18 protein-coding genes and 1 pseudogene are annotated in these 22,405 nt (G+C 69.8%); 15 read left to right on the plus strand and 4 right to left on the minus strand.

The genetic code is table 11. From position 1 onward, the window contains the following. Positions 1-90 precede the first annotated feature (90 nt). The 12 genes and pseudogenes from SD460_RS11885 to SD460_RS11940 form a co-directional block, all read left to right on the plus strand. Positions 91-312: an MbtH family protein gene (locus SD460_RS11885; protein ID WP_290049802.1), complete on the plus strand. Its 222-nt coding sequence runs from the start codon at positions 91-93 to the stop codon at positions 310-312. Beyond that, complete coding sequence (locus SD460_RS11890) at positions 312-1,379, plus strand: MupA/Atu3671 family FMN-dependent luciferase-like monooxygenase (RefSeq protein ID WP_290049804.1); 1,068 nt, start codon at positions 312-314, stop codon at positions 1,377-1,379. Before SD460_RS11885 ends, SD460_RS11890 begins: the two co-directional genes overlap by 1 nt. A gap of 20 nt (positions 1,380-1,399) precedes the next feature. Further along, positions 1,400-1,951, plus strand: a complete 552-nt coding sequence (locus SD460_RS11895) for a flavin reductase family protein (protein WP_290049805.1) — start codon at positions 1,400-1,402, stop codon at positions 1,949-1,951. A gap of 8 nt (positions 1,952-1,959) precedes the next feature. After that, positions 1,960-3,648 (plus strand): (2,3-dihydroxybenzoyl)adenylate synthase, encoded by a 1,689-nt coding sequence (locus tag SD460_RS11900; protein ID WP_290049807.1) that lies wholly within the window; start codon positions 1,960-1,962, stop codon positions 3,646-3,648. Further along, a complete protein-coding gene (locus tag SD460_RS11905; RefSeq protein WP_290049808.1) occupies positions 3,645-4,883 on the plus strand; it encodes a DegT/DnrJ/EryC1/StrS family aminotransferase in 1,239 nt (412 codons plus the stop codon). Before SD460_RS11900 ends, SD460_RS11905 begins: the two co-directional genes overlap by 4 nt. Before the next feature lie 31 nt (positions 4,884-4,914). Further along, entirely contained in the window at positions 4,915-5,988 is a 1,074-nt protein-coding gene (locus SD460_RS11910) for an LLM class flavin-dependent oxidoreductase (RefSeq protein WP_290049810.1), read from the plus strand. A gap of 2 nt (positions 5,989-5,990) precedes the next feature. Continuing rightward, entirely contained in the window at positions 5,991-6,176 is a 186-nt protein-coding gene (locus SD460_RS11915; protein WP_290049811.1) for a tautomerase family protein, read from the plus strand. Next, positions 6,169-7,332, plus strand: coding sequence for an N-methyl-L-tryptophan oxidase (solA, locus tag SD460_RS11920; RefSeq protein ID WP_318306153.1), 1,164 nt, complete (start codon positions 6,169-6,171; stop codon positions 7,330-7,332). Before SD460_RS11915 ends, solA begins: the two co-directional genes overlap by 8 nt. A 7-nt stretch (positions 7,333-7,339) precedes the next feature. Beyond that, entirely contained in the window at positions 7,340-9,028 is a 1,689-nt protein-coding gene (locus tag SD460_RS11925) for a condensation domain-containing protein (protein ID WP_290049813.1), read from the plus strand. Beyond that, a complete protein-coding gene (locus SD460_RS11930; protein WP_290049815.1) occupies positions 9,025-10,503 on the plus strand; it encodes an amidohydrolase family protein in 1,479 nt (492 codons plus the stop codon). Before SD460_RS11925 ends, SD460_RS11930 begins: the two co-directional genes overlap by 4 nt. Before the next feature lie 19 nt (positions 10,504-10,522). Continuing rightward, positions 10,523-11,347, plus strand: coding sequence for a GNAT family N-acetyltransferase (locus SD460_RS11935; protein WP_318306558.1), 825 nt, complete (start codon positions 10,523-10,525; stop codon positions 11,345-11,347). A gap of 57 nt (positions 11,348-11,404) precedes the next feature. Next, positions 11,405-11,715 (plus strand): annotated as a pseudogene (locus SD460_RS11940) (o-succinylbenzoate synthase); the annotation flags it as partial. Between the two features lie 118 nt (positions 11,716-11,833). Here the strand turns inward: SD460_RS11940 and SD460_RS11945 are convergent. Together SD460_RS11945 and SD460_RS11950 are read right to left on the minus strand one after the other, a co-directional pair. After that, complete coding sequence (locus SD460_RS11945) at positions 11,834-12,775, minus strand: alpha/beta hydrolase (protein ID WP_438860533.1); 942 nt, start codon at positions 12,773-12,775, stop codon at positions 11,834-11,836. A gap of 51 nt (positions 12,776-12,826) precedes the next feature. Next, on the minus strand, positions 12,827-14,128 hold the full coding sequence (locus SD460_RS11950) for a cytochrome P450 (protein WP_290049819.1): 1,302 nt from the start codon (positions 14,126-14,128) through the stop codon (positions 12,827-12,829). 178 nt (positions 14,129-14,306) lie between these two features. On the opposite strand from SD460_RS11950, the gene SD460_RS11955 reads away from it, so the two are divergent. Together SD460_RS11955 and SD460_RS11960 are read left to right on the plus strand one after the other, a co-directional pair. Further along, the gene (locus SD460_RS11955; RefSeq protein ID WP_438860534.1) at positions 14,307-15,125 is read left to right on the plus strand and encodes an SAM-dependent methyltransferase; all 819 of its coding nucleotides are present in this window, start codon (positions 14,307-14,309) and stop codon (positions 15,123-15,125) included. Positions 15,126-15,144: 19 nt separating this feature from the next. Next, entirely contained in the window at positions 15,145-17,262 is a 2,118-nt protein-coding gene (locus SD460_RS11960) for a putative bifunctional diguanylate cyclase/phosphodiesterase (protein WP_318306154.1), read from the plus strand. Here SD460_RS11960 and SD460_RS11965 read toward each other — a convergent pair. Together SD460_RS11965 and SD460_RS11970 are read right to left on the minus strand one after the other, a co-directional pair. After that, entirely contained in the window at positions 17,205-18,113 is a 909-nt protein-coding gene (locus SD460_RS11965; protein WP_290049822.1) for a DMT family transporter, read from the minus strand. The genes SD460_RS11960 and SD460_RS11965 overlap by 58 nt on opposite strands. A gap of 95 nt (positions 18,114-18,208) precedes the next feature. Continuing rightward, positions 18,209-20,008 carry a hypothetical protein gene (locus SD460_RS11970; protein ID WP_290049824.1) on the minus strand — a complete coding sequence of 600 codons (1,800 nt, stop codon included), beginning with the start codon at positions 20,006-20,008 and terminating at the stop codon, positions 18,209-18,211. Here SD460_RS11970 and SD460_RS11975 point away from each other — a divergent pair. Next, complete coding sequence (locus SD460_RS11975; RefSeq protein ID WP_318306155.1) at positions 20,007-22,403, plus strand: tetratricopeptide repeat protein; 2,397 nt, start codon at positions 20,007-20,009, stop codon at positions 22,401-22,403. The genes SD460_RS11970 and SD460_RS11975 overlap by 2 nt on opposite strands. Positions 22,404-22,405 lie beyond the last annotated feature (2 nt).

The raw sequence follows: 22,405 nt of genomic DNA on the forward strand, positions 1-22,405 counted from the left end.
GAACCATTGGCGTTCGCGAGATTGTTTCGGGGTTCTTCTCGTTCAGCGCGTTGTGTGCGCAGCGATTTCTAATGCGGGAGTTGCATAGTCATGAGTGGCAATCCGTTCGACGACGAGAACGGCCGGTTCTACGTCCTGACCAACGACGAGGGGCAGCACTCGTTGTGGCCCGCGTTCGTCCCCGTGCCGAGCGGCTGGCAGGTCGTGTTCGGGGAGAACGGCCACGCGGAGTGCGTGGCGTACGTGGAAGAGAACTGGACGGACATGCGGCCCGAGAGCCTGCGGCTGGCGATGGAGGGCGGGGTGCGCTGATGGAGTTCGGACTGTTCTACTTCGCCAACGCGGACGATCACCGGCAGGGGTACGAATTGCTGCTGGCCGGGGCGCGGTTCGCCGACCGGAACGGGTTTTCCGCGGTGTGGACCCCGGAGCGGCACTTCCACGAGTTCGGGGGCATCTACCCGAACCCGGCGGTGACCGGGGCGGCGATCGCCGCGGTCACCGAGCACGTCGCGATCCGGGCCGGCAGCGTGGTCGCGCCGCTGCACAACCCGATCCGGATCGCCGAAGAGTGGTCGGTCGTCGACAACCTGTCCGGCGGGCGCGCCGGGATCGCGTTCGCTTCCGGCTGGCACGCGGGGGACTTCGTGTTCAGCCCCGGCCGCTACCACGACCGCCGCACGGACAACGTCGCCGCGCTGGGGCAGGTGCGCCGGTTGTGGCGCGGCGAGTCCGTGACGGTGCCCGACGGGGTCGGCAACCCGGTCGAGATCCGCACCCTGCCGCGGCCGGTGCAGGCGGAACTGCCGGTCTGGCTGACCACGAGCGGCAGCATCGAGTCGTTCGAGTCCGCCGGCCGGCTCGGCGTGAACGTCCTGACGCACCTGCTGGGCCAGGAGCTCGCGGACATCGAACAGAAGGTCAAGGCGTACCACGCCGCCTGGCACGACGCCGGGCACGCCGGGCGCGGGCACGTCAGCCTGATGGTCCACACCTACCTCGGCGCGGACCGGGCCGAGGTGAAGGAAGTCGTGCGCGAGCCGTTCAGCCAGTACCTGCTGAGCTCGTTCGACCTGATCGCGCGCGCGGTCGGGCGCACGGGCTCGGCGGGGATGGCGAGCGACATCGCCGCGCTCACCGAAGCGGATCGGCGGTTCCTCATCGACGCCGCGTTCGACCGGTACTTCCTCACCAACGGCCTCTTCGGCAGCGTCGAAGACGGGGTGGAGATCTGCGGCGACCTGGCGGAAGCGGGCGTCGACGAGCTCGCCTGCCTCATCGACTTCGGCGTCGACAGCGAACTGGTCCTCAACGGACTCGACCGGCTCGGCGAACTCCGCCGGGCGTGGGCGCGGAAGGTACCCGCGACGGCGAACTGAACTGCCTTGGGGGAAAAGTGATGTCAGATCCGGTGGCGGTCGACCCCGTGTCGGCGGCCGAAGACTTCCGCCTGGCCATGCGGTTCCACGCGGCAGGCGTCGCGATCGTCACGGTGGATTCCGACCGCGGGACCGCGGGTTTCACGGTCAGCTCGCTGGCGTCGCTGTCGCTGCGGCCGCCGGCGGTGTCGTTCAACATCGCGCACCGTTCCTCGAGCATGCCGGTGCTGCGGGCGTCGGACACCGCGGTGATCCACCTGCTCTCGACCGGGCAGGAGGAGCTGGCTCGCCGGTTCGCCGGTCCCGCGGACGAGCGCTTCGCCGACCCGGCGCTCTGGCACCGGCCGTCCGGCCGCGCGCCGGTGCTGCACGACGTCCCGGTCCGCTTCCACGTCAGGCTGGTGGACCGGATCCCGATCGGTGACCACAGCGTCGTGGTCTGCGCCGTCGAGCAGGTTTTCGCGGATCGCGCGCACCTGACGGCGTCCCGCCCGCTCGTCTACCGCGACGGGTGTTATCAGGAGGTCTCGCCGCTGGTGCGGCGGAACCCCGGCCCGAACCGAACTTTGTGAGGAAGTGCATGGACAGCATGGAAAACCGGGTTTCCGCTGGTACGCCCACCTGGCCGGACCGGCTCGCGGCGGAGTACGCCGCCGCGGGCCACTGGCGGGGGAAGACGTTCGGAACCCTGATGTGGGAGTGGGCCGACGACCGCGGTGACGACACCGCCGTGGTCGACGGCACGGTCACGCTGACCTACCTCGACCTGGCCGTGCAGGCCGACGCCCTCGCCGAGAAGCTGCTCGAGACCGGGCTGGCGCGGGGCGACAAGATCGTCGTGCAGCTGCCCAACTGCTGGCAGTTCGTGGTGCTGTTCTTCGCCTGCGCGCGGATCGGCGTCGTGCCGATCATGACGCTGATGCCGCACCGGGACCACGAGCTGGTGCACATCGCGCGCCACGGGGGGGCGACGGCGCTGGCCACCCCGTCGACCTGGCGTGGGTACGAGCACGAGCAGCTCGCGCACCGGGTCGGCGAAGCCGTACCCGCGGTGCGCACGCTCCTGGTCGTCCGCGAGGACGGTGCGCCCGGGACGCCCTCGGACGGCTGCCTCGACCTGACGGCGATGTGCACCCCGGCGGGGGACGCCGACGTGCGCCGGAAGAAGCTCGATGAAAGCGCTGTCCGCAGCCGGGACGTCGTCACGTTCCTGCTTTCCGGTGGTACTACGGGATTGCCGAAGCTGATCGGGCGCACGCACGACGACTACGAGTACAACGCGCGGCGCAGCGCGGAGGTCTGCGGGTTCACCGCCAAGACCGTGTACCTGGCCACGATGTCGGCGTCGCACAACTTCTCCCTCGCCTGCCCCGGCCTGCTCGGCACCTTCGCCGTGGGCGGGACCGCGGTCCTGATCCCGACCCCGAGCCCGCAGAACGCGTTCGCGGCGATCGAACGGGAACGCGTCACCGTGACGGCGCTGGCGCCGTCGGTGGCGAAGCACTGGATGGACACGCTCGCGGCCGAACCCGGCCGGTTCGACCTGAGCAGCCTGGAGACGCTGCAGATCGGGTCGGCGCGGCTGGCGACGGAACTGGCCAAGCGGGTGCAGCCGATCTTCGGCTGCCGGCTGCAGCAGGTGTACGGGATGGCCGAAGGCCTGCTCTGCTACACCCGGCTCGACGACCCCGACGAGGTGGTGGACGCCACCCAGGGCCGCCCGATGAGCCCGGCCGACGAGATCCGCGTCGTCGACTCGAACGGGAACCCGGTACCCCACGGGGAAATGGGGCTGCTGGAGACCCGGGGGCCGTACACGATCCGCGGGTACTACGACGCCCGCGAAGTGAACGCGCAGTCGTTCACGCCGGACGGCTGGTTCCGCACCGGCGACATCGTGCGCGTGCACGAGTCGGGCAACCTCATGATCGAAGGCCGTTCGCGCGACATCATCAACCGGGCGGGCGAGAAGATCTCGGCGGAAGAGGTGGAAAACCACCTGTACCTGCTGGCCGCCGTCCAGCACGCGGCGGTGATCGCCGTGCCGGACGAGCGGACCGGCGAACGGATCTGCGCCTGCGTGGTCCTGCACCCCGGGACCGAGCTGGACCTGTCCGACGTCCGCGCGATCTTCGCCGAGATCGGCGTCGCGCAGTACAAGATCCCGGCCCAGCTGGAAATCCTGGACGCGCTGCCGCTGACGCCGGCCAGGAAGATCGACAAGAAGGGTCTCCGCGAGCGCTTTTCCGAGCAGGTGAAGGCAGGATGACGATGTCGCCCTACATCGTGCCCGCGGCACGCAGAGGAAGCATTCTCGGTGGCGAGGAGCTGACCGCGCTCGCCGAGCTGATCGATTCCGGCGAGATCCTTTCGCAGGGGCGCCACCGGGCGCTGTTCGAGCAGCGCTTCCGCGACCGGATCGGCTCGCGGTACGCCTTCTCGGTGACCAGCGGGACGGTCGCGCTCGACCTGGCGATCCACCTGCTCGGCCTGAGCCGCGGCGACGAGGTCATCGTCACCCCGCAGACGTACCGCGCGATGGCCCAGCCGCTGCTCGACCTCGATGTCAACGTCCGGTTCTGCGACATCGACCCGGACACGCTGAACATGGACCCGGAAGCCCTGCGGGCGATGATCAGCGAACGCACCCGCGCGGTGATCGTGGTGCACTACGGCGGGGCACCGGCCGCCATGCGCGAGATCGTCCGGATCGCGCACGACCACGGCAGCCTCGTGCTCGAAGACTGCGCGCACGCGCTGGGCGCGAGCTACCACGGCGAGCACCCCGGCGCGCTGGCCGACATCGGGTGCTTCAGCTTCCACTCGCTCAAGAACATCACGACGCTCGGCGAAGGCGGCATGATCACCTTCGCCCGCGACGACTGGGCCGAGCGGCTGAACCAGATCCGGTCCAACCGGGTCGACGGATCGGTGCGGCCGAGCTGGGAGTACAGCCTGCCCGGCGGTTCGCTGCTGCCGTGGATGCGGGACGCCGACGACGTCTACACGTCGGACTACCTCCGCATCCTGCGCGCCGGCACGAACGCGACCCTGTCCGAGCCCGCGGCGGTCGTCGGCAGCGTCCAGCTGGACCGGCTCGACGGCCTGCTGGAGCGGCGGCGCTCGATCGCGGCGGCCCTCGACGAGGTGATCGGCCTCAGCCCGGCGGCCCGGCCCCAGAGCCTTTCGGTGGACACCGAGCACGCGTACCACCTGTACACGTTCATGGTGGCGGACGGCGCGGAGGCCCGGGAACGCCTGATCCGCTCGCTCGACCGGCAGGGCGTGCAGATCGAGCTCCGCTACTTCCCGTTGCACCTGCTGCCCGAGTGGCGGTGGCGCGGGCACGGGCCGGGCGAGTGCCCGGTCGCCGAGCGGTCCTGGTTCGGCGCGCAGGTCAACCTGCCCTGCTACCCCTCGCTGAGCGACGGGCAGGTCGAGCACATGACCCAGGCGCTGGCCACCGCCTTCGCCGAGACAGCCGGCGCGCTGACGGCCCGCTGACCAAGCTCCGACCGATTTTCGAGAGGTTGTCGTGGAATTCGGAATCAACTTCTTCCCCGTCGTGGACCCGGAGAGCAAGGGCGCGGCGCAGTACTACGAGGAAAGCCTTCGCCTCGTCGAAGCGGCCGAGGCCGCCGGGTTCGCCCACGTCCAGACGGTCGAGCACTACTGCTCGCCCTACGGCGGCTACAGCCCGGACCCGGTGCTCTTCCTGACCGCCGCGGCCATGCGGACGAGCCGGATCCGCCTGATCACCGGTGCGGTGATCGCGGCCTTCGAGCACCCGGTGAAACTGGCGTCCCGGCTCGCCGTGCTGGACAACCTGTCCCGCGGGCGCCTGGACGTCGGGTTCGGCCGCGGGTTCCTGCCGCGCGAGTTCGACTTGTTCGGGTTCTCGATGGACGAAAGCCGGGCCCGGTTCCAGGAAGGCATCGAGGCGTGCCGCCGGCTGTGGAGCGAGACCGACGTGGTGTGGGACGGGAAGTTCCACAGCTTCGGTCCGGTCACGCTGTCGCCGCGCCCGTATTCGGCGCCGCACCCACGCATCTACGTCGCTTCGGCGTCCACACCGGACTCGTGCGCCGCGGCCGGCCGTGAAGGCTACGGCATCCAGGTCGTCCCGTCGGTCGTGTCGGTGGACCGGCTGCAGGAGATGGTGCGGCGCTACCGCGACGCGTGGGCCGAGGCCGGGCACGCCGAGCCCGCGCCGCGGGTGCAGATCAAGTACACCTGCTACGTCGCGGACGACCGCGAGACCGCGATGACGGTGGCGGACACCTGGGAGCGCAACTACATCGCGATGATGGCGCGCGAGGTCGCCGCGCTGGCGGAGGTCAGGAGCGCCGACTACCCGGGGTACGAGACCTTCGCGGACAAGGTGAAGAAGTACAGCCTCGGCAAGGCGCTGGCGGACAACAAGGTGCTCGTCGGCACGCCCGCCGAAGTGACGGCCCAGCTGGAGACGATCGGCGAGTGGTTCGGCCGGGACATCTGCGTCAGCCTGCAGTTCAACCCCGGTGCGATGCCGGAAGCGCAGTCCCGGCGGTCGTTCGAGCTGTTCGCCGAGGGCGTCATGCCGAAGTTCGCCGAAGCCGCGGGGGAATGACGATGCCGTACATCAACGTCAAGATCTACGAGCACCGGCTCGACGCCGAAACCGAGCCCGCCCTGATCGAACGCCTCACCGAAGCCGTCGTCGCGGTCTACGGGGAGGAGATCCGGCCGACGACGTGGATCACGCTGGACCCCGTGCCGCCGCACCGCTGGGGGATCGGCGGTCGGCAGGGTGGCTGAGCACGACCGGACCGCCGAGGTCGTCGTCGTCGGGCTGGGGGTGGTCGGCGCGGCCACGCTGTGGCGGCTGGCCGCCCGCGGCGTCGACGTCGTCGGCGTGGAACAGTTCACGGTCGGGCACCCGTGGGGGTCCTCGCACGGCTCGACCCGGATGTTCCGGACGACCTGCCTCGAGCACCCGGGTCTCGTCCCGCTGGCGCGGTTGTCCCGCCGGCTGTGGCGGGAGCTGGAATCGGAAGCGGGCCGGCCGTTGCTGGACGAGACGGGCGGGCTGCTGATCGGCCCGCCCGGCTGCCACCTGGTCGCCGGCACGCTGGAGGCGGCGCGGGTCCACGACGTGGCGGTCGAAGTGCTGGCCGCGCCGGCCATCGAGCGCCGCTTCCCGGAGCACGGCGGTGTACCGGCGGACCACATCGCGGTCCTGGATTCCACCGCCGGGGTGCTCCGCGCCGAGGACGCCGTCCGCGCCGCCGCCGGTGCGGCCGAGCGAGCCGGTGCCGAGGTGCGGACCGGAGCCGCGGTGACCGGCATCGAGCTGGTCGACGGGGGTGTGGTCGTCACGACCGGTACCGGGACGATCCGCGCCCGGCAAGCCGTCGTGACGGCCGGACCGTGGCTGCCGCGGCTCGTCCCGGGGCTGCCGCTGACCGTGGTGCGGACCCCGATGACGTGGTTCCGGCCCGTCGGCGGCGCCGGCCGGTTCGGCGCCCGGGAGTTCCCCATCTTCCTGCGTGACCTGGGCGGGGCGGGCATCGTGTACGGCCACGGCACCCGGGACGGCGGCTTGGTCAAGTTCGCGCTCGAGTACGACGACGACGCCGCGGTGTTCCGGGAAACGTCGGCAAGCGACTGCGACCGGCGGATCGCGGAGCAGGACTGGAAGCGGATCGAAGCCATCGCGCGCTGGGCGGCACCGGGGCTGGCGCTCGAGCCCGCCGAAACGACCGTGTGCATGTACACGCTGACCCCCGACCGCCAGTTCCTCGTCGGACGGCCGCACGGCGACCCGCGGCTGGTGCTCGGCGGCGGGGACAGCGGGCACGCGTTCAAGCACGCACCCGGGCTGGGCGAGGTGCTCGCGGACACCGTCCTCGGCCGGCCACCGGCGGTGGCGCTGGACTTCGCCGACCCCGACCGATTCCACGGAGCGTTCTGAGGCGGGCATGACCGACGAAAACCACTGGACCATCGAAGAAACCCTGCCGGTGACCCCCGGGGTCCTCGCGGAGCTGTACGCCCAGGTCCTCGGGCTCGACGACGTCGGGACCGACGACAGCTTCTTCGACCTCGGCGGGGACGACGTGTCGTCGCTGCAGCTGGTCAGGCGCGCCCGGGCGGTCGGCGTGCTGATCCAGCCGGACGACGTGGCCTGGCACGAGACCCCGGCCGAGCTGGCGCCGGTCGCCCGCCAGGGCGGGGCCTCGGCCGACCCGCTCGACGACGTCGGGGTGGGTGCGGTCGCCGTCACCCCGATCATCGAGGCGTTCCACGCCCACGGCGGGCTGGTCGACCGGTTCTTCCAGGCCATGCTGATCGCCACGCCGGCCGGGCTGGACCTGGCCGGGGTGTCCAGGCTGCTGCAGGCGGTGGTCGACCACCACGACGTGCTCCGCCTGCGCGTGGCGTCCGGCGGCGACGGCGGCCTGGCGCTGACGGTGCGGCCGGTCGGCTCCGTTCCGGTGGCGCGGTACCTCGAGCACGTCGACTGCCGCGGGCTTTCCGGCGAACAGGCCGAGGCCACGATCGCGGCCGGATACGAAGCCGCCGGTGACCGGCTCGGGCTCACCGCGGACTCGCTGCTGCAGCCGGTCTGGTTCGACCACGGGCCGGACCGGCCGGGAACGCTGCTGGTGCTGATCCACCACGTCGTGGTCGACGGCGTGTCGTGGCGGATCCTGCTGCAGGACCTCGCGGCGGGCTGGGCCGCGATCAGCGCCGGCGAACCGATCGGCCTGCCGGCCACCGGGACGTCGTTCCGGCGCTGGTCCCTGCTGCTGGCCGCGCAGGCCCACGCCCCGGCGCGGGCGGCGGAACTGCCGGTGTGGCAAGGGATCCTGGCGCCGGCCGAGCCGCTGGTGTGCGGGGACCTCGACCCGGAGAAGGACATCTACGCCACCGCCGCCAAGGTCTCGAAGCGCCTGCCGGTGGCGCAGACCGTCCCGCTGCTGGGGACGGTCCCGTCGGCGCTCGGCGCCGGGATCCAGGACGTGCTGCTGGCCGCGTTCGCGTTCGCGGCGGCGCGGTGGGCGCGTGCGCGCGGGCGGGCGGCCGGACCCCTCGTGGTCGACGTCGAAGGGCACGGGCGCGACGAATCCGTGGCGCCGGGTGTCGACCTGTCCCGCACGCTGGGCTGGTTCACCAGCATGTACCCGGTCCGCCTCGACCCGGACGCGGTGGCTTGGGACGATCTGCTCGCGGGTGGGGCCGCGGCCCGCCGGGGCGTCGAGCGGATCAAGGAAAACCTGCGTGCCGTCCCCGGCGGCCTCGGGTTCGGACTGCTGCGCCACCTCAACGCGCGGACGCGCGCGCGGCTGGAGCCGGCGGTCCGGCCGGACGCCGGGTTCAACTACCTGGGCCGGGTGGCCTCCTCCACCGGCGACAGCCCGTGGACCCCGCGGCCCGGGCCTGGGGAAGGCGGCGGTTTCCTCGGCGGCGGCCAGGCCGACATGCCGCTGCTGCACGTGCTCGACCTCAACGCGATCACCTACGACACGGCCGACGGCCCGCAGCTGGTGGCGAACTGGACGTTCGCCGGACGGCACCTGACCGAGCACGAGGTCGGCGAGCTGGCGGACCTGTGGTTCGCCGCGCTGGCCGCGATCGCCACCGTCGCCGGGCACGGCCGAGGATGAGCCCGACGCTCCTGCGCGGCGGCCGGGTGATCGACCCGGCCGGCGGGTTCGACGGCGTCACCGACGTCCTGCTGACCGGTGACCGGGTCACCGCGGTCGGCCCGCACCCGGCGCCGGAACCGGGGACCACGCTCGTCGACGTCGCCGGGCTGGTGGTCGGGCCGGGGTTCGTGGACCTGCACAGCCACGCGCAGTCGATCGCCGGGCTGCGGCTGCGGGCGATGGACGGGGTCACGACGGCTTTGGAGCTGGAGGCCGGGCTGATGCCGCTCGGGCGCGCGTACGCCGAGGCGGCCGCGGCCGGGCGGCCGGTGCACTACGGCTTCTCCGCTTCCTGGGGTGCGGCCCGGGCCCGCGTGCTCGCCGGCGTCGAGCCCGACGCGCGGGTCCAGACCACCATGGCGGCGCTGGGCGATCCGCGGTGGCAACGGTCTTCGTCCCCGCCGGAGCTGGCCGCCTGGCTGTCCCTTCTGGACGGCGAGCTGGCCGCCGGGGCACTGGGCATCGGCGTGCTGATGGGATACGCGCCCTACTCCGCGCCGCCGGAGTTCCTCGCCGTCGCGCGGCTCGCCGCGGCCGCCGGGGTGCCGGTCTATACACACGTGCGCGAGCTGGCCGAGGTCGATGCGGCCATCCCGGTCGACGGGGCGGCGGAGCTCGCGCTGGCCGCGGCGGAAACGGGCGCCGCGATGCACCACTGCCACGTCAACAGCACGTCCGGGCGGCACCTCGAGCGGGTGCTGCGCACCCTGGACGAGGCACGCCGGGAAGGCTCGCGGGTAACCGTGGAGGCGTACCCGTACGGCGCGGGCAGCACGGCGGTCGGGGCCGCGTTCCTCGACCCGGAACGATTGCGGCTCAAGGGGCTCGGCCCGGCCAGCGTGGTCATGCTCGAATCCGGCGAACGCGTCGCGGACGAGGCCCGCCTGCGCGAGCTGCGGCGCGCCGACCCGGGCGCGGCGTGCGTCCTGGAGTTCCTGGACGAGCGGGTCGCCGCCGACCGGGCGCTGCTGCACGCGTCGCTGGCCTTCCCCGACGCCGTCGTCGCCAGCGACGCCATGCCGGTGACCTGGCCCGGCGGCGTGCGGGAGAGCACCGACTGGCCGTTGCCACCCGGCGGGTCCACCCACCCCCGCACCGCGGGGACGTTCGCCCGCGCGCTGCGGGTGATGGTGCGCGAGACGGGCGCCTGGACGTGGCTGGAGGCCTTCCGCCGGTGTTCCCACCTGCCCGCGCGGATCCTCGACGACGTCGCGCCGGCGGCGCGGGGCAAGGGCTGGCTCGGTGCCGGCGCGGACGCCGACCTGGTGGTGCTCGACCCCGGCACGATCACCGACACCGCCACCCACGCCGATCCGACCCGGCCGTCGGCCGGGGTCCGGCACCTGTTCGTCGCCGGGGTCCCGGTGGTCGCGGACGGGGAGTTGCGCGCCGGCGCGCTGCCCGGGCGGGGAGTGCGAGGTGAGCCGCGATGACGGCGGAAAGGACGAGCCGATGGCCGAACTGGTGACGGAGCCCCCGGAAGTGGCGGCGGCGGCCGCGGCCGGGGTGGTGGTCCGCGAACTGGCCGGCGTACCCGAGCTGACCGCCGTGTGCGCCCTCTTCCGGTCGATCTGGGGCGGCACGCTGGTCACCGCCGAGCTGCTGAAGGCGTTGGCGGCGGCCGGGAACTACGTGGCCGGGGCGTTCGACGGGGATCGGCTGCTCGGCGGCTGCCTCGGGTTCTTCGGCCACCCGGCCAAGGGCAGCCTGCACAGCCACATCGCCGGGGTCGCCCGCGCCGGGTCCGGCCGGGGCGTCGGGTTCGCGCTCAAGCTGCACCAGCGCGCCTGGGCGCTGCGCGAGGGCGCCACCCGCGTCTCCTGGACGTTCGACCCGCTGGTGCGCCGCAACGCGCACTTCAACCTGGCCAAGCTGGCCGCCCGCCCGGTGCGCTACCTGCCCGACTTCTACGGCCCGATGGGCGACGCCATCAACGGCTCCGGTGCCACGGACCGGCTGATGACCGTCTGGGACCTCACCAGCCCGGCGGTCGAAGCGGCGGTGCGCGGCCGGCTGTCCCTTGTGGACGACGTGACCGGTGCGCCCGCGCTGTCCGTCGGCACGGACGGTGGCCCGGTGCCGGGCCCGGCCGACGCGCCGGTCGTACTGGTCGCGGTGCCACCCGACATCGAGGCGGTGCGGGTGAGCGACCCCGGGCTGGGCCGCGTCTGGCGGATCGCGCTGCGGGAGGTGCTGCACGGCCTGATGACCGGCGGTGCCCGGGTCACCGGGTTCGACCGGGCCGGCCGGTACGTGGTGGCGAGGGAGTGGCCGTGAAGCTCACCGGAGTGGAGATCCCGCGCGTGCGGATGCCTTTGGTGGCGCCGTTCCGGACAGGTCGACGCGAACACCGCGTACTCGCTGCCGGACGCGCCGCGGCTCGACCCGTTCGGCCTGCTGCTGCCGGAAAAGCCGCTGGACGAGGAGGATCTGCACGGCCACGCCGAGCTGCCCCGGTATGTGCGCACCCCGATCTGCCCGGCGACACGTCGGCGTCCGGCCACTTCTACCGCACCGACATCACCGAGCCGTTCGTCCTCGACGACGGGTACCTGCCGGTGCCGCCGGGCCCGGGCCTCGGGGTCACGCCGATCCCCGACCGCCTGGCCGAGGTGACCGGCGCGAGAACCTGGCTGGGCGCATGACCGCCCGGCCGGGCGGGCCCGTCCGGCGCTCCCGGCGACCTCGGTACCGCGGGGCGGGCACCCGGTGATGGCGTGCAGGAGCCGGACCACCCGAGCCGGCTCCTGCACGCCCGCGAGCTCAGAACGACTCGAGCCAGGCGGCCACCACGCCGAAGTACGCCGGGGCGTTCGGGGCGTAGTCGATCGCGTGGCCGTAGCCGTCGAGGATGTACGTCTGGAGGGGGCCGCCGAAGAACGGGGCTTCCGATGCGCGCAACGCTTCCGGGGACGAGCAGTCGCTGCCCAGGGTGCCGCAGAAGTGCGGGTCGTCGCCCACCACCAGCAGGACCGGGACGGTGATCTGCTGGGACGCCGGGGTCACCACCGTGGTCAACGTCAGGCTGTCCACCGCTTCCGTCGCCGCGAAGACGTCCTTTGTGGACTCGTCGTACGCGATCGCGGCCTCGTCCAGCGGGCCCGGGGTGTGGAAGGCCGTGTAGCGGGTGCCCGGGCTCGTGGTCAGGTAGCCCGCGTCGCGGCCGGGGACGGCCGGATCGAAGGGCGCCGGGATCATAGTGGCGAGCACCGGGATCACCGTGATCAGGTTCATCCGGTGGGTCATCCCCGTCACCAGCACGCCGTCGACGTCGTGGTAGCGGCCGGCCTCGATCATGGCCATCGCCGAGCCGATCGAGTGGCCGCCGACGATCACCTTCGCGAAGCGGGCACGGACCGACTGGATCACCTGGTGGGCCGCCGTGGCTTGGACCGAGGCGCTCAGCAACGTGCTTAGCGGCTTCGAACTCGCTCCCGTTCCCAGGCGGTCCAGCGCCAGGGTCGCGACGCCCGCGTTGTTCACGGCCAGGCGGAACGACCGGGTCTGCGGGGTGTAGCCGATGTCCCAATAGGACGCGTTGTACGTGCCGCCGGGGATCAGGACCACCACGGTCCGCGCGCCCGCCGGGGCGCACAGGCGGCCGTGCACCGTCTGGGGGAGCAGGGCCACCGTGACCGGGACGTTGAGGTCCTCGCACGTCGTCGTGGCCGCCCGTGCGGGGGCCGGTAACAGGGTCAGCAACAGGAAAACCGCAGCACAAACACGTAGGCGGAGCACGGGGGGTACGACCTCCAGCTAGCGACGGGGGACAGCCGTCATCGGCAGGCTGTCCGGGTAGGCGGCCGAGGTGAACTTCACGCGTACCGGGTGGTCCGGGAGCGGGACCAGCCGCCAGCGCGCGGCCACCGTGGCCACCGTGATGACGATTTCGTTCTGGGCGAAGCGGTTTCCGATGCACTGCCGGTTGCCCGCGCCGAACGGGATGAACGCGCCCTTCGGCAGCTCGGCGGCGCGCTCCGGGGTCCAGCGGCCGGGATCGAACCGGGCCGGGTCGGGGAACGACGCGGGGTCGTGGTGCAGGGCGTGCGGGCTGACGATCACTTCGGCGCCGGCCGGGAGCCGGACGCCGCCGAGGTCGACTTCCTCGAGGGTGCGGCGCATCAGCATCCACAGCGGGTACACGCGCAGCACCTCGTCGACCACTTGGCGGACGTAGCCCAGCCGCCCGAGGTTCTCGGCCGTGACCGGGCGGCCGCCGAGCACTTCGTCGATCTCGGCGTGCACGCGTGCCTCCACTTCGCGGTGCCTGCCGAGCTCGTGGAACGTCCAGGACAGCGCCAGCGCGGTCGTTTCGATGCCCGCGGTGAGCAGGGTGAGCACCTCGTCCCGCGCCTGCTCGTCGGTCATGCCGGCCAGCAGCAACGTCGAGAGCAGGTCGCCGTGGTCGGTGCCCTCGGCCCGCCATTCGCGGATCACCGCCAGCACGATCGCCCGCATCCGGGTGATCGCCTCGTCGAACCGCCGGTTACCGGGCACCGGCAGCTTTTCGACGAACTTCGGTGACAACGCGCGAATCATTCCCTGCTGGATGATCAGGTAAATGGATCTCCGCGCTTCGGCGATCGCCTCTTTTCCCAGTTCCGTGGAGAACAGCGCCTCGCCGACGATCGTCACCGCGAGGCGCTGCATGTCCTCGTCGACCGGCCGCACCTCGCCGGCCCGCCAGGAATCGGCCAGCGCGGCCGCCGCGTTCCGCATGATCTCCGCGTAAGCGATCAAGCGGTCGCGGTGGAACGCCGGTTGCATCAACCGCCGCTGGTGCCGGTGGAAGTCGCCGTTCGAAAGCACCAAGCCGTTTCCGACGAACGGCCGGAACTTGTCGAACATGGCGCCCTTGCGGAACTTCGGACCCGCGGTGACCAGCACTTCGTGCGCCAGCCGCGGGCTCGTGACGAAGTAGGTGGGTGCCGGGCCCAGGTACAGCTTCACGATCTCGCCGTGGTCGTGCAATGAACTGGTGAACGCGAAGCGTTGCCTCAGCAGTGCCGGAGTGTGCCCGAGAAAAGGCCACCGGCCCGGTGCGACCGGGGCGGTCATGTGGACTCCTCGTTGCGCCATTGTGTGGAATTCCCAAGGAGACGGCCTACGGTAGGCGCGTCCGGGCGAACGGTACAGTGCCCGATCGGGTGGCGTGCGCTCACGCACATGGCGCAGTGGACGAATCCGGAGAAATCGCTAAGCTCTTTCCGTCCGACAGACTGAGAAGGTGTTCTTCGTGACGCGATCACCGGAATGGGTACCGCCGGGAGTCGATATCTCGGTACCGAGTATGGCGCGCACCTACGACTTCATGCTGGGCGGCGGACACCACTTCGCCGTCGATCGAGCGGTGGGTGAACAGATCGAACGCGCGATGCCCGGTTTGCGCGACGCAGCGCGCGTGAACCGCGCGTTCCTGGGGCGCGCGGTGCGGTTCATGACGGGACAGGGGATCCGGCAGTTCCTCGACATCGGCTCGGGGATCCCGACGGTGGCCAACGTGCACGAAGTCGCCCAGTCGCAGCACCCGGACTGCCGCGTGGTCTACGTCGACCGCGACCCGGTGGCGGTCGCGCACAGCGAATTGATGCTCGCCGGCAACGATCGTGCAGCGATAGTGCACGCCGATATGCGGGATCCGGAGAAGATTTTCGATGCACCACAGGTGCGCGCTTTACTTGATTTCGACAAACCCCTCGGTTTGCTGATGCTCTTGATGCTGCATTGGGTTCCCGACGAATCCGGCCCGCTCGAACTCGTCGGGCGGTACGGCGCGGCGCTCGCGCCCGGCAGTTTTCTCGCGATCACCCACGTCACCGGTGACCACCAGGACGAAAATCTCGAAGTGGCGACGGAGGCGATCAAGGAAAGCCGGAGCCCCGACCAAGTGAACCTGCGGACGCACGCCGAGGTGACCGAGCTCTTCGGCGGATTCGAAATCGTCGAACCGGGATTGGTCGGCTGCGGGGAATGGCGGCCGTCCGGCCCGGCGGACATCTCCGCCGCCGCCGCGATGAACATGCTGGTCTACGCCGGCATCGGCCGCAAGAACTGATCGGACGCGCCGGATGCCGATGCCCGACCTCCAACCGGACCAGCCCACAGTCCCCGACCCGGATCGCGGGCGGCACCTGCTCGCCCGGAAGTGGGCCTACCTGCTCAGCGGCGTGACCGTCGTTTCGCTGGGCCGGGACGAACTCGACACCGAACTGCGCGGCGTGCTCGCCACGTTGTGCGCCTGCCTGCGCGGCACGTCCGCGGACACCGCGCCCGCCGAACGGATCGGCGCGCGGCTGGTCGGGCTCGGCTACGTCGGCGAGCCCGGGCTGCGGTGCACGCTCGACGTCCTCGCGAAGGGCCTGCCCGCGCTGCCGGAACTCCAGGCGGTGGACCGCTTGGCCGAGCGCGTCGCGCTGACGCTGGGCGCGCTCTCGTGCGGGTTCCTGCGCGCGCACGAACGCAGCGTCCTCGACCAGCAGGAGATCATGCACCTCTCGCTGCTCAAGGCGGTGCGCGACGCCCAGTGGCACCTCAAGGAAAGCGAGGCGCGCTTCGAAGAAGTCGTGACGTCGTCGGCGAGCGGCATCGCGCTGGTCTCCCTCGACGGCCGGATCGTGCGGGCGAACGCGGCACTGGCCGAGATGCTCGGGCACCAGCCCGGCGAGCTGACCGGGTCCGTGCTGTACGACGTCGTCCACTCCGGCACCGTCGGTGTCCTGCGCACGGCGATGGAGGCGCTGCGCGAGGGCGGCCGGGAGCGGGTCCGGCAGTCGCAACGGCTGCTGCGCAAGGACGGCGACGTCGCCCGGATCTCGCTCACCGCGTCCCTGCTGCGCGACGCCGAGGACCGGCCGGGGTACTTCGTCGTCGTGGTCGAGGACGGCACCGAACTGGTTCTGCTGCAAGGGGAACTGAGCCGCCAGGCCCTGCACGACGTGCTCACCGGGCTGCCGAACCGGCAGTACTTCGGCACCCACCTGGAGACGGCGCTGCGACGCGCCGACCCGGTGTACGGCGTGACGTTGTTCCACGTCGACCTCGACGCGTTCGGGATGGTCTGCAACAGCCTCGGCCGCCGGATCGGCGAGCAACTGCTGGTGCACTTCGCGCAGCGGCTGAAGGTGGTGATGGCCGGGGAAAAGGCGATGATCGCGCGGTTCCACAGCGACGAGTTCGGCATCCTGGTCGAGAACACCGCGACGACGCCGGACATCGGCACCATCGTGCGCGCCATCAACGACGAGCTCGCCGAACCGTTCTTCGTCGACGGGCACGGGCTCGCGCTGTCGGCGAGCGCCGGCGTGGTGCACCGGCCGTCGAAGGGCATCGACCCGGTGGAACTGCTGCGGGCGGCGGACCAGACGCTGCGGCGCGCCAAGGAACGGCGGCGCGGCCAGTGGAAGATGTTCGACCGGGAGGCCGACGCCGACGACCGGCGGACGCAGGCGCTGGCCGTCGGCATGGCCGGGGCCTGGGAGCACGGCGAGATCAGCGTCCGGTACCGGCCGATGGCGCGGCTCGCCGACGGCGGGGTGGCCGGCGTCGAAGCCCGGCTGCACTGGGACCGGCCGGACGAGCGGGTGCCCGCGCACGAACAGTGCGCGGAGCTCGCCGAGTCGACCGGGCTGGTGCTGCCGCTCGGTGACTGGCTGCTGCGCGCGGCGGGCCGTCAGGGCGAGTGGTGGCGGCAGCGCGCGGGGTTCGGCCTCCCGATGGTCGCCGGCCTGACCGGGCACCAGGTGTCGGACGACGCGCTGGGCACGCGCGTCACGCGGCTGCTGGCCGACACCGGCCTGCCGCCGGACCAGCTGATGCTCGGCGTGCCGGTCGGCGCGCTGCCGGTGTCCGGGGTGATCGAGAACGTCACCGCGCTGGCCGACCTCGGCGTCCACGTGATGCTCGACGAGTTCGGGCTGGGGCCCGACGACCTGCGGGCGGTCCAGGACCTGCCGGTCGACATCGTGCGCGTCGACCGGCGGCTCGCCGAATGGCAGTCGTGGTCGGACTCGACGTTCCTCGGCGCGCTCGTGCCGCTGGTCCGGCAGGTCGGCGCCACCCTCGTCGTCGACGGCATCCACACCGAGGACCAGGCGAGCTGGTGGCGCACGGCGGGCGCCGAGCTGGGCACGGGCGACTACTTCGGGGTCGCCGAACCGGCCGCCGAGCTCGCCGGGCAGTTCGCCGGCACCTGAGGCTTCAGCCGGGTGAGGGCGACGGCGAACAGGACGATCACCATGCCGCCGACCACCCGTGCTGACAGCGGCTCGCCGAGGAAGAGGGTGCCGAGGGCGACCGACACCACCGGGAGCAGGTAGCCGACCGTGGCCGCGGCGGTGGGGCCTTCGTCGGCGATCACGCGGTAGTTGAGGTAGAACGTGATGCCGGTGCCGAAGACGCCGAGGATCGTCACCGCGACGAGCGCCGTGAGGTTCACGTGCGGCGCGGTCCCGGCGACCGGCAGGGCGAGCGCCGTCAACGCGGTGGCGGTCGTCAGCTGGGCGGCCGACAGCGCGAGCGGGGCGCCGTTCGGTGGCAGTTTCCTTGCCATGTAAGCGAACGCGATCGCGTAGCTGAGGCCGGCCGCCAGCAGTGCGAGGGCGCCGGTGCTCAGCAGGCCCTCCTGTTCCCACGGCGCGAAGATCACCACGATGCCGGCGAACCCGAGCGCCAGCCCGAGCAGGCGCGCCGGGTTGAGCCGTCGTTCCGTGCCGAGCGCGACGCCGATCAGCAGCGACCACAACGGGGTCGTGGCGTTCATGACCCCGGCGACGCCGGAGTCCACCGTGCGCTCGCCGATGCCGAACAGCGCGAACGGCAGCGCGTTGCAGAAGAACGCGGCGACGACCAGCCGCCCCCACGTGCCGCGGTCACGCGGAAGCCGCTGGCGGGCCGCGAAGGCCAGCACCAGCAACGTCAGCGCGCCGAGCGCGCAGCGGACCAGCGTGAGGTGGACGGGGCTCAGCCCGGTCAACGCCAGCTTGATCCAGAGGAACCCCGAGCCCCACAGCAGAGCCAGTACCGCGATGCGCACCCAACCAGTCACGGGCTCCACGGTGCCGAAGCGGACCCGTCAGGACAAGTGAAAAGTCCTGCACGGATCTTTAAGGCTTGCTACACAAAAGTAGGCTGCTTGCGCGTTCAGATGGGTGATTTCAAGCTGGCTTGCTGAACGTACGCGCCGGCCAAAACCAGGGTTGCTACCTCGTCTTCGGCGTCTGTCTCGCTGTACTCAGCCACTCGATCGCGTAACTCCGGCCCGCCCCACTTGAAAGCTAGAGTCAAGGCTTGGTCCTCGAACTCTGGCTCATCGGCCAGCAAGTCCGTTGTCAGTGCTCCGAGATCGTAGGCAAGTTCTCGGATGCCGATCAGTCCGTAGTCTTCGCCCAGCGGATCGTCGGCCACCAGGTCGACCAGTTCTGCGGCGAACGCCTCGTCCGCCAGGGCCTGCTTCATGACCATGATGCCGTCATACCGTCGCAGCTTCCGAAGCTCCTCTTCGGCGTCAGGAGGGTCTTCGTCGGGATGGGCACGAATGTAACGCTCGATCGCGGCATGCCAATCTCGCTCCCCGGCGCGGTCTCTGAAGGTGCCGTCGAGTCGTGGCAGCGGGGCGTTCTCGTCAAGCCAGGCTTTCTTCCACGCCGGGTGAAGGCCGATCAAATCGAACATCTTCACCCAATCGTCGACGTTGTCTTCGTGTCCGGGGGGTTCGATGGTGTCCGCTCCTGTCGGAGCCTTATTGCGCAGAACGCTCGCCACGATCGCCGAGCCACCTGGAGACAAGCGGTACGTCCGGCTCGAGCGAGTGTTCACGTGGTCGTGGCCACCCAGCTCAAAAGCCAGAGGTACGAAATCCGTTCCGGGAGCGCTGTGCCACCGCCGGTCTTCTCGATCGACCTGATGGGTGAACTCCGGGACGACGAAGAGGTGACTCAGAGCGGTGATGAGAGGCAAATCCTGTGCGGCGCACGCATTGATCGCATCAATGACGATGATCAGGCTTGATTCGTCGGGTAATCCGAGCGCCCACGCGTGAGCTCGTTCGGGGATTTCGTCCAACGGTACATCGTTCGAATCCGTGAGAGAGATGTACAGTGCGATCAACAAGAAGGTGCTGTCGGTGTCTGCTGGTGCGATTATTCGCGATAGCAAAAACAGGCCGTTGCGCAGCAGTTCGGCGCAAGAGCCGTCCTGCGGGAAGCTGGGCTCCAGATTAGCGGCGAACCGCTCGGCCTGGAGGAGGGACTCGCTGGTTGCCGGTGGTAAGGGCATGTCCGTCCTGAGACCCCGTAGAAACCTGGCGCTCGCCAGAAGGGTGCCGGGGTGTACGGCTTTCGGAAGTCTTTTGTGAGCCAGCCCGGCGTTCTCGATCCGTGCGTTGAGGTCGAAGAGGACTTGTGGGTTGTCAACAGGGAGATCGAGTTCACTGCTGAGATCGACCGCCTCGGACACAAACTTGCCGACAGACGGCCAGTGTGGCGTCTTACGTAGCTCGCGGAGCCACGCTGTCCGAGCGTTGCCGAATTCTTTGCTGTCAGCGAACTCCTTTGGATAAACTATACCCAGGAGGATCAAGTCGAGGGGATCCAGGCTGTCGTACCACTCCGGGTATTCCCCTTCTTCGACGGCTTTGTGGACAATTGTGTATCCCCACGCATAGGCTGATGCCAAGCTTTGCTTGGAGCCGCGGTTCTCGCTGAGTAGCCGTAGTAAGGCCGCGGCTTCGCTTTCGGAGATCACCCGTGGATGCGAATCTGCCTCCGGCACGCGCGAGGAAGACTCGGAGTTGCTGTTGGCGCGGCGTTTTTGCCGTGCATGGCTTGCCTTGCCCACCGGGACGGTGCCTCCTGCCGGATCCGAGTGTGTCGGTTCGCCTCTCTGAACGCTATAGTAGCTCGCGTGTCCTCGTTCGGATCCGCGCTCCGGGATGTCGGTCATGGTTGAAGCGAAAGATGGCGGTGGGCAGCGTGGGTCTTCTCGGAACGAAGTCGCCGACGGTGTGTTCCACGGTCCTGTCGTGCAGATCGGGAATTTGTTCGGCCCAGCTCATGTGGGAAGTCAGCGGACCACGCCGTTGCCGTTGCAGGATTCGCAATATTGGCCGGTCGCAGCAGCCTGGGATCCTGTAGCCGCTGGCGTACACCGGGCGCGGCCGCAGGCCGACGACCAAGGCGTACCACCCTACGTCGAACGTGACATCGACACCGAGCTAAGGCGTCGGCTAGATGCTGTGGCAGAAGCCGGTGGCCTGGTTCTCCTGCTCGGTCACTCCGCGGCAGGTAAGACGCGAGCGGCTTTCGAAGCGATGCGTGCGGTCATGCCGAACCGCCGGGTTGCGACTCCGTCGCAGGGTAGTGAACTGCAGGGGGTACTGGCGACGATTATAGAGTCGCCGGAGCAGTGCGTCGTCTGGCTCGATAATCTGGAGCTGTTCCTCGGCCCAGGTGCTTTGGACGTGGCCATGCTGGCTGCATTCCAAAAGCGGAATGTTCCACTTCTGGCGACCATGCGGATGCGTGAGTACAAGACGTTCCATCCGATGTTTCAGGATGTGCTACCCACCGACGCTGACTCTGTTCCCCTTCAGGAGGCTCAGATAGGTGCTCGAGTGCTCGCGTCTGCTGATCCGTTGGAGGTCCAGCGGATCTGGAGCGACGACGAGATTGCGCGAGCAGCTCGATTTGACGACGACCGGATTTCCGCCGCTGTCGAGCACAGCCGCCACCACGGGGTCGCCGAGTACCTGGCAGCCGGCCCGGCGATCTGGTCCGCTTGGCGAATGGCAATGGATGTCGACGGTCAACCTCGCGCGGCGGCTCTCATCGCAGCGGCTGTTGACTTGGCGCGGGCAGGCTTGGCGGGCCCCTACGACGAAGAACTTATCGTCGAACTGCACGAGCACTACCTTGAACGACAGGGGGGTCTTCTTTTGCGGCCCGAGTCTCTCGTCGAGGCGTGGGCTTGGGCAAGTCAGCAATTTCACGGCGTGACCAGCCCGCTGTTCGAAGTCGCCGGTGGCCAGTGGAGTGTTTTCGACTACCTGGTAGACCGGCTCGAGCGGATGAGTGCGTCGCAGCCGGTCCTGGACGCGACGTGGCTTGCCGCCAAGAAAAATTCTTCTGGTAAGGACCTCTTGGACATCGCACTCAGGGCAGCCGACGCGGGAACTGGTGTCTCGACCGAGGTCGCCGAGTCTATCTGGCGATGGATGCTCGACGCTGATGTTGAAACCTCGATGGCGTGCTACAACCTGGGAGTTCTCTGCAACGAGAACGGCCGGATGGAGGAGTCGATCGCTTACTTCTCGCAAGCCGCGAAGGCAGGTGAGCCAAGAGCGGCATTCAACCTCGCGGTGATTTACGACAGGGAGGGGAAGTCGAAGAAGTCCCGGAAGTGGCGGATGCGTGCCGCTGACGCGAACTACCCGCCCGCGTTCTTCCTTGTGGGGTTCGACCTCGAAGAGCAGGGAAAGCTGGACGAAGCCGAGCAGTGGTACCGGCGTGGCGCAGAATTGAACGAGCACCGGTCGGCCACTAACCTGGGCAAACTACTGAGCGAGACCGGACGCGCACAAGAAGCACTTCCGTGGTTTCACAAAGCCGAAGAGGACGGCGATCCTTTTGCGACTTACAACATCGGGTTGTTCCACCATGGAGCCGGTCGGCGCGAACAAGCGGAGGAGTGGTACGGCAAGGCGTCTGCTCGTGGGTCGGCTGAAGCAGCACTCAACCTGGGAACGCTGCGGCTGGAAGCGGAGGACTACGCCGGCGCGAGAAAATGGTATGAGCGGGCGTTCGAATTGGGACTTTTCTCCGCGGCGGGTAATTTGGGTAAGCTACTTGACAAATCGAACGATGCGGACGGGGCTGAATCGTGGTTCAGGCGCGGAGCAGAAGTGGGAGACCGGTCCTCGGCCTACGCACTTGGTGCCATCCTCTATAAGGGTGGACGGCTGGAAGAAGCGCTGGACCTGCTCGGACCCTTAGTGTCCGCAGACGACAACGTGGGTCAGGCGGCTCTCGCTGAAATCCTGGACGAACTCGGGCGCACCGAGGAGGCGATCCCCTACTGGCAGACGGCTGCCGAAGCCGGCAATGTGTCGGCAGCGTTCAATCTAGGGGTGATCTTCGCCAAACGGCGTGATCTGCAGCAAGCGAAACGCTGGTACCAGACGGCGGCCGAAGCCGGCGACGCAGAAGCTGCGATCAATCTGGCTGACGTTCTTTTTACCCAAGGGCGGCTCGCGTCCGCCTCCTGGTGGATCGACAAAGCGCGATCCATCCGCGCTGGACTGGCCGCAGGGGTGGCGGAGCCGGAAGCTGTCGGCACTTGATC

The sequence above is a fragment of the Amycolatopsis solani genome (assembly GCF_033441515.1).
Taxonomy (GTDB): Bacteria; Actinomycetota; Actinomycetes; order Mycobacteriales; family Pseudonocardiaceae; genus Amycolatopsis; species Amycolatopsis solani.

Bases quoted from the DNA above. Each gene is read 5' to 3' on its own strand.
- SD460_RS11885 (WP_290049802.1), top strand. From the start codon at position 91: ATGAGTGGCAATCCGTTCGACGACGAGAACGGCCGGTTCTACGTCCTG.
- SD460_RS11900 (WP_290049807.1), top strand. From the start codon at position 1,960: ATGGACAGCATGGAAAACCGGGTTTCCGCTGGTACGCCCACCTGGCCG.
- SD460_RS11890 (WP_290049804.1), top strand. From the start codon at position 312: ATGGAGTTCGGACTGTTCTACTTCGCCAACGCGGACGATCACCGGCAG.
- SD460_RS11930 (WP_290049815.1), top strand. From the start codon at position 9,025: ATGAGCCCGACGCTCCTGCGCGGCGGCCGGGTGATCGACCCGGCCGGC.
- SD460_RS11975 (WP_318306155.1), top strand. From the start codon at position 20,007: ATGGTTGAAGCGAAAGATGGCGGTGGGCAGCGTGGGTCTTCTCGGAAC.
- SD460_RS11950 (WP_290049819.1), bottom strand. From the start codon at position 14,128: ATGACCGCCCCGGTCGCACCGGGCCGGTGGCCTTTTCTCGGGCACACT.
- SD460_RS11960 (WP_318306154.1), top strand. From the start codon at position 15,145: ATGCCCGACCTCCAACCGGACCAGCCCACAGTCCCCGACCCGGATCGC.
- SD460_RS11905 (WP_290049808.1), top strand. From the start codon at position 3,645: ATGACGATGTCGCCCTACATCGTGCCCGCGGCACGCAGAGGAAGCATT.
- SD460_RS11935 (WP_318306558.1), top strand. From the start codon at position 10,523: ATGGCCGAACTGGTGACGGAGCCCCCGGAAGTGGCGGCGGCGGCCGCG.
- SD460_RS11895 (WP_290049805.1), top strand. From the start codon at position 1,400: ATGTCAGATCCGGTGGCGGTCGACCCCGTGTCGGCGGCCGAAGACTTC.
- SD460_RS11915 (WP_290049811.1), top strand. From the start codon at position 5,991: ATGCCGTACATCAACGTCAAGATCTACGAGCACCGGCTCGACGCCGAA.
- SD460_RS11970 (WP_290049824.1), bottom strand. From the start codon at position 20,008: ATGACCGACATCCCGGAGCGCGGATCCGAACGAGGACACGCGAGCTAC.
- SD460_RS11925 (WP_290049813.1), top strand. From the start codon at position 7,340: ATGACCGACGAAAACCACTGGACCATCGAAGAAACCCTGCCGGTGACC.